The following is a 13,994-nucleotide window of genomic DNA, read 5'->3' as shown; positions in this document are numbered from 1 at the left end:
CGCCCGCCGATCCGATCGGCGGACCGACGGGCTGATGACGCAACTGTGGGGCGGGTTTTGTCCCAGTGGCGTCTGGACCGGGATAGTAGAAACCCTGGAACGCTCCCGACCCCTCTCACCTGGGCGATCGGGTGAGCCTGGAACGTGCTTCCGGGACAAGGGGGAGGGTGGAATGGCCACGGAGACCGAGCGGTTCGCGGCGCTGATGCGCGGATTCAAAGAGCGCTCGGGGCGCAGCTACGGCACGCTCGCGAAGCGTCTGCACTCCAGCAACTCGACGCTGCACCGCTATTGCAGCGGCGCGGCGGTGCCCACGGACTACGCCCCGGTGGAGCGGTTCGCCCGAGTCTGCGGTGCCTCGGCCGACGAACTGCTCGCGCTGCACCGGCAGTGGCTGCTGGCGCTGGTGGAGCGGCGGCGGGGGGTGACGGAGGGGCAGGCCTCGGCGCCGGGGGCGGCGAACTCCGCGGTGCCGCGGGGCGGTGACGCCGCGCCGGAGGTGCCGCCTGCATCGGCGGTGGTGGTGGCCAGGGAGGCTTCGGAGGTCCGGCCGCGGGCGGAGACCGACCCCGCACCGGCTCCGGCGTCCGCAGCCGGGCCCGCCCCGGCGCCCGGGACTGCCGCTGCGGAAGCACCCGCCCCGGCGCCTACCTCCGCTCCCGCGCCGGCACCGGCGGAGGCCCCCGCCCCTGCACCGGCACCGGCACCGGCACCGGCACCGGCACCGGCACCGGAGGCACCCGCACACGCCCACGCCGCCCTTGTCCAGCCGGGCCCCGCCCGGGCCTCCGTACCGCGGGCCCGGCGTCCTCGGCTACTGCTCGCCGTTGCGGCCGCCCTGGCCACCGCCGCGGTGGCGGGGACCGCCGCCGCCGTCTCCGCCATGGGAGACACGGGTCACGGGGACACGCGCCACGGCGCCGTCCAACCGTCCTCGCGCGAGCGGGCGGAGGCGGGCCCGGCCTTGCCGTCCGGCGGGTCGTCGTCACCCACGGCCACAGCCGATTCCGCACCCCCGTCCAGCCCCGGACCGTCGTCCCCCTCGACAACGTCCACGTCCGCCTCGCCGGCCACCGCCAAGGAGGGAACCTCCCCCACCGCCCCGTTCACCGTCAACGTCCTGCCCGACAACTGGGACAGCCCCTGCGACCAGTGGTTCGCCCTGGACAAGGCACCCGGCACCGTCCCACCGCCCCCTGCCGGGCAGGCGACCGAAGGGTGGGCCCGGGCCCTGGACGCCGCCCCGGCGGGGCACCTGCGCATGCAGCTGACCGTCCAGGGCACCGAGGGCAAGCCCGCGGTCCTGCACGCGCTGTACGTCCATGTCGTGAGCGGCCGCAAGGCTCCCGGCTGGAACGCGTACACCATGGGCGCCGGTTGCGGCGGCGCGCTGGTGCCGGCGTCCTTCGCCGTGGACCTGGACGACGCCTCCCCGAGGGCCAGGCCGGTACCTGGCAAGGAGGGCGAGCGACCGACGGCCTCGACCGACTTCCCGTACAAGGTCTCCGCCACCGACCCCCAAGTGCTGAACATCGACGCCGCCACACTCGGTCAGGACGTCAGCTGGTACCTGGAGCTGGCCTGGAGCAGTGGCGACCGCCAGGGCACCACCCGGATCGACGACCACGGCCGCCCGTTCCGCACGGTCGCCCTGAACGCCGGCCACAGCTACTGGTACAACGCGAACAACAACGCCTGGCTGCCGTACACAGAATGAAAGCCCCATCGTGCGAATAGCCCGGGTTCCCGGTGAGGAAGGCACAGACGAAGCACGGACCGCTCCGTGTGCGCTCCCCGTATGCAGCAAGATCCATCGGCCGTCGGTCCGTCGACACCGTTGCCCCTCTCCGCAGGGTGCACCGGCCTCCCGCAGCCCTGGGCCGCGCACCGGAATCATCGTGGCCTCGCCGACTTCGGGCGGCGGTGAGGCTGTGGTCACGAGTAGCAAGTCCGGCAGGGCTTCATTCCCGCCAGCCGGGCCTCGTACAGGGAAGTCCGATGGGGGGTTCCGGGCAGGCACCTTCGGTACGGATTCGCGGGGTCGTCGCGGTGGTATGCGGTGCCCCGTTTCCCGGGGCCGCTGGGCGCCGTCCACCAGCGGGAGACGATGACGGCGCAATCAAGTCTCGCGAGAGCACGATCAATGTCCTCGAGCTCGGTGAGCAGCTCGAGTCGGCGTGCGGTGATCCGCTCGCGTTCGAGCTCGACGCTTTCCATGTGACCCTGCCCTTCTCGCGACATCCTCAACGAAGACCGGAGCCGGCGGTGACGCCCGCCTCGCGCCGGGCACGGGGCGTGCCGGCTCGGTGGCCGTGCCACAACGTGCCGGTAGCGGCGGTGAGTAGCGGTCAACAGGAGAGCTCCGGCGACCCGTCGCCCGCCCGCCCGCAGAGCGCCGCAGGCGCAACAGATGAGGAAGGGGCGGTCTAGATGCGGGCGAACTCCTCTGTCTGGTGGGCGAATTCCTGGGCCATGCCCGCGCTGACCGTGGGCCTGGTCTCGCCGATGGTGCCCAGGTAGTCATCGGTGGTGGGGCGGGCCCGGGTTCCGGTGTCGATGGTGCGCTCGAACTGGATCTGCGAGACGGTGCGCGCCACATGGGCGATGTCGGCAGGAGTGAACCCCTCGCTGGCGGACGCCAGCGCCGTACTGTCGGCCTCCGCTCCCGCTCGGGTCAGGTAGCTCTCCCACAGCGCGGCCCTCGCGCGGTCGTCGGGCGGGCCGATCGGCAGCACGTAGTCGAAACGGCCGTGCCGCAGGAACGCGGGGTCGAGGGTGGTCACGTCGTTCGTGGCGCAGACGAGCAGCCGCCCGTCCTGGCCACGGAACCGGACGATCGCCTTGAGCAGTTCGTTGACGACACCGACCGCGGTCGCGTCCGCGCCGCTCCGGGTCCCCGCGATCTCCTCGACCTCGTCGATGAAGACCAGGACGTGATCGAGCCGGGCGATCTCGTCGAAGCGTCGGTTCAGCCCGCTGGCCAGCCCGTACTCGGCGGCCAGCCGGGCGGGGAACAGTTCGAGGAACGGCCACCCCAGACGGCTGGCGATCGCGTGCGCGAACGTGCTCTTGCCCGTCCCCGGCGGACCGAACAGCATCACCGCCCGCGGCAGCTCCACTCCGTGCTGGGCGGCCATTTCGGGACGGGCCAGCGGCAGGACCAGGCGCCGCTCGATGAGCTCCTTCTCCCGCTGCATGCCCGCGACCTTCTGCCACAGTCCCCCGGGCGGCAGCTCCGCTCCCAGCGACGCGAGCATGCCGACCGCCTGCGGGGTCACCCGCCCGCGCTTCTCGAAGAAGACCAGACCCGGACGGGCGTCGAAGCCGCAGTTGTGCAGGGCGGTTGCGCCGGTTTCGCCCTCGGGCAGGACCGCGTGCACCGTTCGGACTCCACCGGCGAACAGCCGGTGCTCCAGTGCCGTGATCAGGTCGCTGCCCAGCCCCCGGTGCCGCCAGGCGGGCGCCATGCAGATGCGCAGGATCCACGACCGGTCGCCCTCCACCCTGCTCACCGCGGCGCCGACCACCACCTCGTCGGCCGTGGCCACCACCGCCGGGTGGAGGGCCAGGAGGGCCGCCACGGCGTCCGAGAGCGGAAAGAGCGGTGATTCTTCCGTCGTGCCGCTCTCCGCGTCGACCCGGATCACCGCTTCGAGATCGTCCGGGGTGTAGTCCCTGACACGCCAACCGGTCATGGTCAGCTCCGTGTGCTCGGCCGTACTCCCATCATCGGCCGATGTGAGCCGGGGCGCGCACGGAAGCCGTGTGGGTGCCCGGTCGGCGGGGAGCATCCTGAAGGCCACGCCGCCCGTACAGCCCCTACAGCCCGTAGAGCCCGGACGCCGGCCCGCCGCCCGGTTGGAGGCAACAGGACGACCGTCGGAGGGCGCGGGGACCCGGACCGCTCCGTAACCGCCCAGATGATGTGCCTGGACACGGACACGGGGTGCCTCAAGTGGGTCAATGCGGGACATCCCGCGCCGATGCCGATCCGCGCGCACCGCGTCATAATCCGTCTGGAACGCAGTTGCTGCTCCGCGGGCGTGGGGGGCGGGGGATCCGTGTCGGATCCGGTCAGGACGCCGTACTGCGCAGGTCGGGGCGGTTCCTGGGCAGCCCGAAGCCGGCCATCTCCTTCTCCTCGTAGGACAGGAAACCCAGGCTTCGGTAGAACGCGTGGTTGCGCTTGCCCTCCGGTGACGACTCGTGGTCCGTGGAGAGGAGGAAGAAGCGGCAGTGCGAATACCGCCGCATGAGGTGCTCGACGAGGGACCGGCCGACGCCCTGCCGGTGATACGCGGGGTTGACCACCACATCCTGGACGTAGCAGATGTGTTCGTCGTCGGAGATCGTCCGGGCCAGACCAAGGAGTGTTCCCGAAGCGTCTCGTGCCGTGATGACCAAGTGGGAGTTCGCCAGGCCCCGGCACAGCCTCTCGACGTCGCGGGTGTAGCCCTCCCACCCGACCGAGTCGTAGAGGCTCAGCATTTCACCCGGATCGAATGCATCCTCTTCACTTACGAACACGCCGAAACCTCCCATGCGGCAGTGCCGTTGCTCACCCCCGGCTCACCCCCGGCTCGGCCCCCGCCCGACTCCGCTTCCGCCGCGGCCGGCCAAGATCAACACCATATCCGGCGCCGCATGCCGGTGCTTCGCGACGCATCAGGTCGATCCCGCTCCCCCCTCGGACGTCTCGGCAGTCGTGAAGATCCGGTCCAGGTGGTGACGGAGCACCGCGATCGCCGACTCCGGACTCCGCTGGCCCACGAGGATGCTGGTGCCCATGGTCGCCGCCATCGCGAGCAGGCTGATCGCCTCCGTGCGCGCGTCGATGTCCGGGTCGGCCACGCCTGACGCCTGCGCCTGTTCCAGGAGTCCGGTCAGGGCGTGCTCCGCGGCGTCGGGGTTGTCGATGAAGGGCTGGGCGGCGAGCGCCTCGTCGGTCACCGACAGGATCGCGTACGAGCTGTACAGCAGGTGGAACGTGCGACTCTCCTCGTCGGTCGGCAGCGAGGCCAGCAGCAATGCCTCCACCGTGGCGCGCGGGCCCGGGTCCGGGCCCGCGGCGGCCAGTCGGGCGCCCACCCTCGCGGTGAAGCGGTCGGTCAGGTGCCGGAGGCCGTAGAAGAGCAGCTTCTCCTTGGTCTCGAAGTAGTACTGCACGAGCCGGAGCGAGACGCCCGCCTCCGCGGCCACGTCGCGCATGCCGACGGCGTGCAGCCCGCGCCGCCCCGCGACCTGGATGAGCGCTTCGGCGATCTGGGCGCGCCGCTCCTCGTGATCCACCCGCTTCGGCATGTTCCCGTGTCTCCGCCTGTCGATGGTGGGTTCGCACTCCGCTACCCGAACCCTTTCATGATACCGATGTACCACATTGATGGTACGGTCGTACCACGAAGAACGGATCTTCACAGGAGGTGCCGCCGTGCCCGAGAACACCGCCCGCGTACGCCGCGATGTGGGCCGCTACGTCAACGACACTTTGCGCGACCGCTACTTCGCCGCCGAGGACGTGCTCCGCGCGATGGGGGCGCCCGTCCGCTCCGAGACGGACGTGGAGACGAGCTTCGGCACCACGCACGTCTACCGGTACGGGCCCGCGGATCCCGCCGCCGAGTCCCGGACGCCGATCGTCCTGATCCACGGCGCGGCCTACTCCTCCGCCATGTGGTTCCCCAACACCCCCGGGCTCAGCCTCGACCGCCCCGTCTACGCCCTCGACACCCCGGGCGACGCGAACCGCAGTGTCCACCGCGAGCCCATGTGGCAGCCCGAGCGCGCCGCGCAGTGGATGGACGAGGCCCTCGACGCGCTCGGCCTCGACCGGGTGCACCTCGTCGGCTCCTCCTACGGCGGCTGGCTCGTCCTCAACCAGGCGCACCGGCGGCCCGGACGGCTCGCCTCCGTCACCGCCCTCGACCCCGGCGGCCTGGAGAAGGTCGGCCTGCGATTCTTCGTCTGGATCTTCGTGAGCCTGTTCGCCACCTTCGCCCCGAAGGCGCTGCGCCCCCGGCTCGCCAAGTGGCTGGACCAGCCGGTCCTCGCCATCCCCGAGATGCGCAAGTGGATCCAGCTGGGCGCCCGCGCGTACCGGATCCGCCGCCCCGCGCCCCTGCCCCTGGGCGAGGACGCGCTGCGGTCCATCCGGACCCCGCTGTACGTGATCATGGGCAAGCACAGCCTGCTCGTGCACCCGAAGCGCCAGCTGGAACGCGTGCCGCGCCTCGTCCCCGGAGCCCGCGCCGAGATCATCACCGCGACCGGTCACGGCCCGCAGATCGACCACCCGGAGGTGGTCAACGCCCGGATGCTGTCCTTCATGGAGGACGTCGACTCCCTCGACCCTGCTGCGGTCGACGCATAGGGCTACGGCAGGGAGAAACGGCGCAGGTGGTAGAAGCGGAGCCGTAGGCGGTGGTGACGGTGTCGGCGCGGTGTGCGGGGAGTTCCGGTTCCTATCGATGTGCCGCCTGCGGATGTGGGGCCGGGCGGGTGTCGGTGGGTGGCGAGGTGACGCCTCGTGGGCGGCGCAGGAGCAGTGCGACGGCGAGCGCCGCGACTGCCAGGGCGGCGCTGCCGCAGCGCAGCGCCACGTGCAGGGCGTCGATGAAGGCGGCGTTCACGGCGTCGTGGACCGGGACGGGCAGGACGGCGGCGCCGTCCCGGGCGGCGCCTGGGAAGGGGTGGTCGAGTTCGGCGGGGGCGCCGAGCCGGTGCAGCGCTTCGGCCAGGGTCGCGGTGAGCCGGCTGCTGAGTACGGCTCCCAGGACGGCGACGCCGATGACGCCCCCGATCTCGCGCAGGGTGTTGAGGGTTGCGGAGGCCATGCCGGCCCGCGCCGGGTCGACGCGCTGCATGACCGTGATGGACACGGGGGTGAACGTCATGCCCATGCCGAGACCCATGGTGAGCAGCACCCAGACGTACTGCGGGTAGCGGGCATGTGCGCCGTAGAGCGAAAGGGCGCCGAGGGCCGTGGCGCACAGGGCCAGGCCGGTGACCAGCGGGAGGCGGGGGCCGAGGCGTGAGGTGAGCGCGCTCGACAGCGGCGCGGCGACGACGATCATCGCGGTCATCGGCAGGCCCGCCAGGCCGGCGTCCGACGGGGACCAGCCCATCACGTCCTGCATGAGGAGGGGCAGGAAGAAGGCGGCTCCGAACATGCCGAAGCTGATCATGAACCCGCTCACCGCGGCGCCGCTGAGCACCCGGTCCCGGAAGAGGCGCAGGTCGAGCATGGGGTCGGCGCTGCGGGCCTCGACGACGACGAACGCGGGCAGGACCAGCGTCGCGACGGCGGCGAGCGTGAGCACCCGGGTGTCCGTCCAGCCCCGGCTGGGCCCCTCGATGAGCGCGTACACCAGCGCACCGAATCCCAGCGCGGAGAGCGCCTGGCCCGGAAGGTCCAGGCGCTTGGCTCGGGCCGCGAACTCGGGGAGCACCCGGGCCGCGAGCAGCAGGCCCGCCACCCCGATGGGAACGTTGATCCAGAAGACGGCGGCCCAGCCGAAGGCGTCCACGATCGGCCCGCCCAGGACCGGGCCGACGGCCAGGCCCAGTGCGGAAACGCCGGACCAGAGGCCGACGGCCCTGGCCCGCTCCTTCTCGTCCGTGAAGACGTGGCGCAGGATGGACAGACTGCCCGGTGTGAGGAGTGCCGCGCCGAGGCCCTGGAACATCCGGGCGGCGATCAGCGTGCCGGTCGTACCGGACAGCGCCGCGGCCGCCGAGCCCGCGGTGAAGACGGCCAGGCCGGTGAGGAAGATCCGCCTGCGGCCGTACCGGTCGCCGAGGGTGCCTCCGGTGAGCAGCAGGGCCGCGTAGACGAGGCTGTAGCCCTCGACCACCCACTGGAGTCCGCTGACGCCGGAGTGCAGCTGCTGTCCGATGCGGGGCAGGGCGTTGTTGACGATGACGTTGTCGAGCATCGCCATGAACATCGTGGCGCACAGCGTGGCGAGCACGAGCCCTTTGTGTCGGGCGGGCGGCTTCGTCATCACACTCCCTAACAGTGTTAGTCGACGGGTCGGTGCGCTTAGACTGCCCCTAACAGTGTTAGTTGGCAAGCGGGATTCCCTGCGGGACCCGCGTACGGAGGTGGCCGATGGCCGTGGAGAGCAAGAGCGACGACGCCCCGTCACAGCCGGGGCTGACCCGGCAGGCGCTCGTCCGGGCCGCCCTGCGGGTGCTGGAGCAAGAGGGCGTCAACGGCCTGTCGATGCGCAAGGTCGCCGCCGAGCTGGGAGTGAAGGCGGCCTCGCTGTACTGGCACGTGCGCAACAAGGAGGAACTGCTCGACCTGCTCACCGACGAGCTCATGGCCGACGCCGAGGCGCCGCCCCGGGAGGGCGGCTGGCGAGAGCAGTTGCGCGAGTACTGCGTGCGCTACCGCCGCCATCTGCTCGGCAAGCGCGACGCCGCCAAGGTCGTCGCGGGCCGGCTGGTCCCGGGCCCCCACCTGCTGCGCCTGATGGAGGACCAGCTCGGCCGCCTGCGGGAGGCCGGGTTCTCCGACGCCGACGCCGCCATGGTCAACTACGCGCTCGGCGCGTTCGTCCAGGGCTTCGTGCTCCAGGAGCAGGGGCCCCTCTCGGCTTCCGAGGCCATGGGCGCCGGCCGCCGGGAGGTCGCCACGGCTGCGGGGGAGCAGCTGCGCCGACTGCCGCAGGAGACCTTCCCCCACCTGGTCGCGCTCGCCGGCGCCCTGACCGACCCCTCCATGGAGGAGCGCTTCTCCTTCGCCCTCGAGCGCCTCCTGGACGGGCTGTCCACCCTGCTGGAGCAGGGCTCCGACGTACGGAAGGAAGGAACGCCCGATGAGTGAGCGCACCTACCGAGTCATCGTCCGCGGCGTGTTCGCCGACCTCGACGACGCCCTGCGCGCAGGTCTTCTCGCCGCCGCCGACGAACACGACATCCTCAGGGCCGCGTTCACCGACGTCGGCACCCTCATCTACGACCGGGAGCTGCGCGCCTTCTCCTTCCGCTGCGTGGTCCGCCAGGCGGCCGACCTCGACGACGAGGCGGCAGGCGGTGCCGGCTGCGACCGGGCGGCCTCGGCGCTCGCCGAACGCGGCATCGGCCACGGCGTGTTGCGCGCCCAGGTCACCAGCGTGGACGACATGAAGATCCGGCGGCCCCGCCGGGGCTGACCCGCTGTGGCTGACCCGCTGTGGCTGACCCGGCGGGGGTCAGCCACGGCGGGTACGCCCCCGGGGGTCAGATCAGCCCGTTGTCCCGGGCGTACAGCGCCGCCTGGGTCCGGTCGCGCAGGCCCAGCCGGCTCAGCACGCGGGAGATGTGGTTCTTGACGGTGCCCTCGCTCAGGTAGAGCCGGGCGGCGATCTCCCTGTTCGTGGCGCCCGCGGAGATGAGCCGGAGCACCTCCGTCTCCCGGGGCGTCAGCAGGTCGGGAGCGGGTGCGCCGGCGGCCAGCGCGGCGATGACGGTCTGATCGAACTGGGCGACACCCGCGTGCGCCAGACGGACCGCCTGGGCGAGTTCCGCCGCGGGCAGGTTCTTCAGCAGGTAGCCGACCGCCCCCGCCCTCAGCGCCCGGCCCACGTACTCGTCGTCGTTGAAGGTCGTCAGCATCACGATCCGGCAGCCGGGCAACCGCCGCCGCAGCAGTTCCGTGGCGGCCACCCCGTCCGTGCCGGGCATCCGGACGTCCATCAGCACCACGTCGGGATGGCACTCCTGGGCCGCCTCCACGGCCTCGGCGCCGTCCCGCGCGCTGCCCACCACCTCGATGCCGGGCTGGATGCCGAGCAGTGCGGCGATGCCCTCGCGGACGAGGTCCTGGTCGTCCACGACGAGGACGCGTACGGCCTCCCCCTCCTGCGCCACGGGCCCGCTCACCACGGCACCCCCACGGTGAGCGCGGTGCCCCGGTCCGAACTGGACAGCTCCACCGTCCCGTCGGCCAGGCGGACCCGTTCCCGCAGCCCGGCCAGGCCGAAGCCCTCCCCGGCTCCGCCCAGACCGCAGCCGTTGTCCGTGACGCACAGGCTCGCGCCGTGATCGTCGTAGCGGACCCTCACTCCGATCTCGGTCGCCCCCGAATGCCGGCAGGCGTTGGTGAGGCCCTCCTGCGCCGCCCGGTACAGCACCAGCAGCGGACGCCGCTCAACTCCCGACACTTCCAGCGAGATCCGGCGGGCGCCGCCGTCCAGGTGGTGGACGAGATCGGCCAGCGTCCGGGCGAGGCCCACCGGCTCCGACTCCTCCTCGGGGCCCAGCGTGCGCACAGAGGCCCGTACCTCGTCCAGGGCCCGGTTCGCGGACCAGCGGGCATGTGAGACGGCCTGCGCGGAGGCGGACGGATCGAGCGCGGCGAACGCCTCGGCCTTCTCCAACTGGATGCCGATCGCGGTCAGATGGTGCCCGAGGCTGTCGTGGATCTCACGGGCCAGCCGGTTGCGCTCACGCGCCGCCGACAGTTGCGCCACCTGCGCGAGGGTGTCCTCCAGACGTCCGCGCGCCTGCCGCTCCCGTACGGCGACCGCCGCCGTGGCCAGCGCCAGTACGACGCCCAGGGCGAACATCAGCAGGTCGGAGATGTACTCGGCGCGCACCTCCCAGCCCGGCACCCACAGCGTGAACGCGCCCGCCAGCAGGACCACGCAGCCCGCACCGAGCCACACGGCCGCGGCAGGCCCGAACGCGAAGAACCCCAGGAACGGCACCAGCACGAACAGCACCCGCGAGAGCCCCGAGGTGTCGAGGGCGGCCACCGCGGCGAGCAGCACGGCCCTGAGGGCGAACACGGCGCCCTCGGGGATCCGCCACGCCCTCCCGTCGAGGGCGGCCATCGCGCACAGCAGCGCCGCGAACCCGGCCGTGCGGGCGTCGAAGCCGGGACCGATCGCGGCGTAGTAGAGGCCCCCCGCGAGCACCGCCCCGTACAGGACGGCGGGTATCCAGGGCACGGGACGCGGCATCGGACCTCCTCGGAAATCCCGTGCGCACGCACGGTCCCCGCAGCGTACGCAGGCGTACGGGCCCGTCCGCACCATGCGGGCGGCGGGGTGCGGAGTGTGGCCGAAGGTCATGTGCCCTCCGGCCCCGCACACCCCTGTCGCCGTGCACTTACCCCTCATGACCTGCGGTTCCTAGATTTCTCGGCGTCACCACCGCACGAGATGAGGACTCATGCACCTGCGCTCCCTCGCCATCGCACCCCTGCTGATGGCAACCGTCCTGACAGCCCCGGCGGCCGCCCGGACCGGCCCCGCCGATACAAGGGTCCCCGGCGCCGAGTACACCGTCTCCGCCCGCCTCGCGGATCTGACCACCACGGGTACCAAGGTCACCGGGCACACGGACCCGGACGACTGGGCGGGCCTGGAGGCTCCCGGGACCACGACCCCGTCGGGCGTCCCCGGCGTCCAGATCGACGGCTACTTCCCCGACACCTCCACCACCAACACCGACCACCACTGGAACCACGACAGTCAGTTCGTCATCCGGCTGCCCGACCACTGGAACGGCGGGCTCGTCGTCGCGGGACCGCCGGGACTGCGGAAGCAGTACGCCAACGACCGGATCATCAGCGACCAGGTCCTCGCGAAGGGGTACGCCTACGCCGCCACCGACAAGGGGAACACCGGCCCCGAGATCTACAAGGACGGGGAGCGCCCCGGCGACGCCATCCTGGAATGGCACCACAGGGTCACCGAACTCACCGTCGCCGCCCAGCAGGTGGCCGACCGGCACTACGGCCGCAGCCCCCGCTTCACCTACGCCGCCGGCCTCTCCGCAGGCGGCTACCTCGTCCGCTGGCAACTCGAACACCGGCCCGACCTCTACACCGGCGGCCTCGACTGGAACGCCCTCACCTTCACTCCCGGCGGAGGCCTGCTCGCCACCCTCCCGCCCGCCCTGCGCGCCTACCCCCGCTATGACAAGGGCGACCGGACCGCCCAGGCCGCCATCCTCGCCGCCGGCTACCCCAAGGGCTCAGAGCCCCAGTGGGGCTGGCACTACGACAAGCAATGGGACCTCCTCCAGCGGGTGATCCGCGAGGAACTCGACCCCGACTACGACGGACCCGCCCAGGCGGGCACCCCGTTCTGTCCCGCGGGCACCGGAGCAGGCTGCGACACCGACTACGACTTCGCGTCCCGCCCGCGCGCGGTGCACGAGGCCGTGGAGCGCGTCTCGCTCACCGGAAACATCCGCCGCCCGCTCATCAGCATCCAGGGCAGCCTCGACGCCCTCACCCCGCCGGCCGCCTTCGGCGACGCCTACCACCGCATGGTCACCGACGCCGGACGCGCCGGCCTGCACCGCTACATCACGGTGCCGGGCGGCGCACACACCGACGGCCTCGTCCCGCTCGACAAGGAACACCTGCGCCCGATGCTCGGCTCGTTCACCAAGGCCCTGAGCGACCTCGAGTGCTGGACGCGCCCCACCTCCGGCCCCACCTCCGCCCCCTGATCCACAAAGCACCTTCTAGGGCGCGATGTTCTGGTTCAGGTGGAACAGGTTGCCCGGGTCGTACTTCCGCTTGACCTCGACGAGGCGGTCGTAGTTGCCCTTGTAGTTGGCCCGGATCCTGTCCTGGTCGTCGGCGGCCATGAAGTTGATGTATCCGCCTTCCTCCGCGTGCGGGGCGGTCGCCTCGTAGTAGTCGCGCACCCACGCGATGTTCGCCTCGTTGGCGGACGGGTCGGGCCACATGCCGGCGATGACGGGGGCGAACGAGCAGTCCCGGTAGGCGAAGGCCGTCGCCTCCGGCGCGACTCGGTGGCAGGCACCGTTGATGGGGTAGATGTGGACCGTCGAGTTCACGGCCGGCAGCCGCGGTCCGTACTTCACGTGCGCCGCGATCGCGGCGTCGCTGAGCTCGGTCACGAAGTTGGCCTTCCAGTAGTGCTGGAGGCCGGGCGGTACCAGCGCGTCGAAGGCGCTGTTGAGCGCGGGATACGGCATGGGCCCGACGTGCTCGGCGACCACCGGCGCGAAGTCGTGGAAGGCCTGGAGGGCGCGTTCGCCCTCCTCCAGCGGCCCCGCCCAGCACGCCACGACCAGGATGAAGGGGTCGCCGTGCCGGTCCTCGGGGATGAACGGGAGCGGCGGGGCCAGCTGGAAGGCCGGGAAGCCGCCGAGCTCCTCCGGCGCATCGGCGATGTACTCGCCGAAGGAGCGCAGTACGGTGGCGGCGTCTTCCAGTTCGTAGAGGATCGGGCCCCCGTAGATGTCCTTGACGGGGCTGAGCCGGAACTCCAACGAGGTCACCGCGCCGAAGTTGCCGCCGCCTCCGCGAAGGGCCCAGAAGAGGTCGTCGTTCTCCTCCTCGCTCGCGATGAGCAGCCCGCCGTCCGCCGTCACCACGTCGGCGGAGATCAGGTTGTCGCAGCTCAGGCCGAGTCCGCGGGCCAGATAGCCGATGCCCCCACCCAGGGTGAGCCCGCCGACGCCCGTGGTCGAGATGATCCCCCCGGTCGTCGCCAGACCGAAGGCGTACGTCGCCGCGTTGAAGTCGCCCCAGGTCGCGCCGCCTTCGGCACGCGCCGTCCGGCGCGCGGGATCGACCCGCACGCCGCGCATCCCCGACAGATCGGCCACGACGCCGCCGTCGCAGGTGCCGAAGCCGGGCACGCTGTGGCCGCCACCGCGCACCGCCAGGTCGAGCTCGTTCTCCCGCGCGAAGCCGACCGCGGCCATCACGTCGCCCGCGTTGGCGCAGTGCACCACGGCGGCCGGCCTCTTGTCGATCATGGCGTTGTGGACCGTGCGCGCCTGGTCGTAGCCGTCGTCGTCAGGGGTGGTGACCGCCCCGCGGACGCCTTCACGCAACTGCTCGATCGAGAGCTTGCCCATAGCGATCGCTCCTCGTGCCTCTGCCCTCGCCGGCTCGGCCGTAAAGGGGGGCGCGACGCCTGCGGAAACGGGCGTCGCGACTCCTGCGAGATGTCGCATCCCGCGACGCACCCCGCCTCGCGCCCTGTCCCCGACCCCGGCTCTCTCCACGCTACGCCGAT

At 71.9% G+C, this 13,994-nt stretch carries 12 protein-coding genes; 5 read left to right on the top strand and 7 right to left on the bottom strand.

The window, feature by feature from the left end:
- The first annotated feature begins 172 nt into the window (after positions 1 to 172).
- A complete protein-coding gene (locus tag ACFXGI_RS27220) occupies positions 173 to 1,717 on the top strand; it encodes a helix-turn-helix domain-containing protein (RefSeq protein WP_384711827.1) in 1,545 nt (514 codons plus the stop codon).
- 709 nt (positions 1,718 to 2,426) lie between these two features.
- Here the strand turns inward: ACFXGI_RS27220 and ACFXGI_RS27215 are convergent.
- The 3 genes from ACFXGI_RS27215 to ACFXGI_RS27205 form a co-directional block, all read right to left on the bottom strand.
- Complete coding sequence (locus ACFXGI_RS27215) at positions 2,427 to 3,695, bottom strand: ATP-binding protein (protein WP_384711824.1); 1,269 nt, start codon at positions 3,693 to 3,695, stop codon at positions 2,427 to 2,429.
- Positions 3,696 to 4,074: 379 nt separating this feature from the next.
- The gene (locus ACFXGI_RS27210) at positions 4,075 to 4,488 is read right to left on the bottom strand and encodes a GNAT family N-acetyltransferase (RefSeq protein ID WP_384711821.1); all 414 of its coding nucleotides are present in this window, start codon (positions 4,486 to 4,488) and stop codon (positions 4,075 to 4,077) included.
- A 177-nt stretch (positions 4,489 to 4,665) separates the two neighbouring features.
- Complete coding sequence (locus tag ACFXGI_RS27205) at positions 4,666 to 5,301, bottom strand: TetR/AcrR family transcriptional regulator (RefSeq protein ID WP_384711819.1); 636 nt, start codon at positions 5,299 to 5,301, stop codon at positions 4,666 to 4,668.
- Positions 5,302 to 5,428: 127 nt separating this feature from the next.
- On the opposite strand from ACFXGI_RS27205, the gene ACFXGI_RS27200 reads away from it, so the two are divergent.
- Positions 5,429 to 6,367: an alpha/beta fold hydrolase gene (locus ACFXGI_RS27200; protein ID WP_384711816.1), complete on the top strand. Its 939-nt coding sequence runs from the start codon at positions 5,429 to 5,431 to the stop codon at positions 6,365 to 6,367.
- 91 nt (positions 6,368 to 6,458) lie between these two features.
- Here ACFXGI_RS27200 and ACFXGI_RS27195 read toward each other — a convergent pair whose 3' ends face one another.
- Positions 6,459 to 8,000 carry an MFS transporter gene (locus ACFXGI_RS27195; RefSeq protein ID WP_384711813.1) on the bottom strand — a complete coding sequence of 514 codons (1,542 nt, stop codon included), beginning with the start codon at positions 7,998 to 8,000 and terminating at the stop codon, positions 6,459 to 6,461.
- A 107-nt stretch (positions 8,001 to 8,107) separates the two neighbouring features.
- On the opposite strand from ACFXGI_RS27195, the gene ACFXGI_RS27190 reads away from it, so the two are divergent.
- Together ACFXGI_RS27190 and ACFXGI_RS27185 are read left to right on the top strand one after the other, a co-directional pair.
- Positions 8,108 to 8,827 carry a TetR/AcrR family transcriptional regulator gene (locus ACFXGI_RS27190; RefSeq protein WP_384711810.1) on the top strand — a complete coding sequence of 240 codons (720 nt, stop codon included), beginning with the start codon at positions 8,108 to 8,110 and terminating at the stop codon, positions 8,825 to 8,827.
- On the top strand, positions 8,820 to 9,155 hold the full coding sequence (locus ACFXGI_RS27185; RefSeq protein WP_384711807.1) for a DUF6204 family protein: 336 nt from the start codon (positions 8,820 to 8,822) through the stop codon (positions 9,153 to 9,155). Before ACFXGI_RS27190 ends, ACFXGI_RS27185 begins: the two co-directional genes overlap by 8 nt.
- Positions 9,156 to 9,222: 67 nt before the next feature.
- Here ACFXGI_RS27185 and ACFXGI_RS27180 read toward each other — a convergent pair whose 3' ends face one another.
- Together ACFXGI_RS27180 and ACFXGI_RS27175 are read right to left on the bottom strand one after the other, a co-directional pair.
- Positions 9,223 to 9,867, bottom strand: coding sequence for a response regulator (locus tag ACFXGI_RS27180; protein ID WP_384711804.1), 645 nt, complete (start codon positions 9,865 to 9,867; stop codon positions 9,223 to 9,225).
- Positions 9,861 to 10,946, bottom strand: a complete 1,086-nt coding sequence (locus tag ACFXGI_RS27175) for a sensor histidine kinase (protein ID WP_384711801.1) — start codon at positions 10,944 to 10,946, stop codon at positions 9,861 to 9,863. Before ACFXGI_RS27175 ends, ACFXGI_RS27180 begins: the two co-directional genes overlap by 7 nt.
- 211 nt (positions 10,947 to 11,157) lie before the next feature.
- On the opposite strand from ACFXGI_RS27175, the gene ACFXGI_RS27170 reads away from it, so the two are divergent.
- Positions 11,158 to 12,447, top strand: coding sequence for a tannase/feruloyl esterase family alpha/beta hydrolase (locus ACFXGI_RS27170; protein WP_384711798.1), 1,290 nt, complete (start codon positions 11,158 to 11,160; stop codon positions 12,445 to 12,447).
- Between the two features lie 15 nt (positions 12,448 to 12,462).
- On the opposite strand, the gene ACFXGI_RS27165 is transcribed toward ACFXGI_RS27170, so the two are convergent.
- A complete protein-coding gene (locus tag ACFXGI_RS27165) occupies positions 12,463 to 13,833 on the bottom strand; it encodes an FAD-binding oxidoreductase (RefSeq protein ID WP_384711796.1) in 1,371 nt (456 codons plus the stop codon).
- Positions 13,834 to 13,994 lie beyond the last annotated feature (161 nt).

Source organism: Streptomyces sp. NPDC059355 (genome assembly GCF_042752335.1).
In the GTDB taxonomy this organism is placed as follows: domain Bacteria; phylum Actinomycetota; class Actinomycetes; order Streptomycetales; family Streptomycetaceae; genus Streptomyces.
The sequence above is the reverse complement of the archived record's forward strand: the minus strand, read 5'-3'. Positions and strand labels throughout refer to the sequence as shown.

Bases quoted from the DNA above. Each gene is read 5' to 3' on its own strand.
- ACFXGI_RS27220 (WP_384711827.1), top strand. From the start codon at position 173: ATGGCCACGGAGACCGAGCGGTTCGCGGCGCTGATGCGCGGATTCAAA.
- ACFXGI_RS27165 (WP_384711796.1), bottom strand. From the start codon at position 13,833: ATGGGCAAGCTCTCGATCGAGCAGTTGCGTGAAGGCGTCCGCGGGGCG.
- ACFXGI_RS27205 (WP_384711819.1), bottom strand. From the start codon at position 5,301: ATGCCGAAGCGGGTGGATCACGAGGAGCGGCGCGCCCAGATCGCCGAA.
- ACFXGI_RS27215 (WP_384711824.1), bottom strand. From the start codon at position 3,695: ATGACCGGTTGGCGTGTCAGGGACTACACCCCGGACGATCTCGAAGCG.
- ACFXGI_RS27185 (WP_384711807.1), top strand. From the start codon at position 8,820: ATGAGTGAGCGCACCTACCGAGTCATCGTCCGCGGCGTGTTCGCCGAC.
- ACFXGI_RS27175 (WP_384711801.1), bottom strand. From the start codon at position 10,946: ATGCCGCGTCCCGTGCCCTGGATACCCGCCGTCCTGTACGGGGCGGTG.
- ACFXGI_RS27190 (WP_384711810.1), top strand. From the start codon at position 8,108: ATGGCCGTGGAGAGCAAGAGCGACGACGCCCCGTCACAGCCGGGGCTG.
- ACFXGI_RS27210 (WP_384711821.1), bottom strand. From the start codon at position 4,488: ATGCTGAGCCTCTACGACTCGGTCGGGTGGGAGGGCTACACCCGCGAC.
- ACFXGI_RS27195 (WP_384711813.1), bottom strand. From the start codon at position 8,000: ATGACGAAGCCGCCCGCCCGACACAAAGGGCTCGTGCTCGCCACGCTG.
- ACFXGI_RS27170 (WP_384711798.1), top strand. From the start codon at position 11,158: ATGCACCTGCGCTCCCTCGCCATCGCACCCCTGCTGATGGCAACCGTC.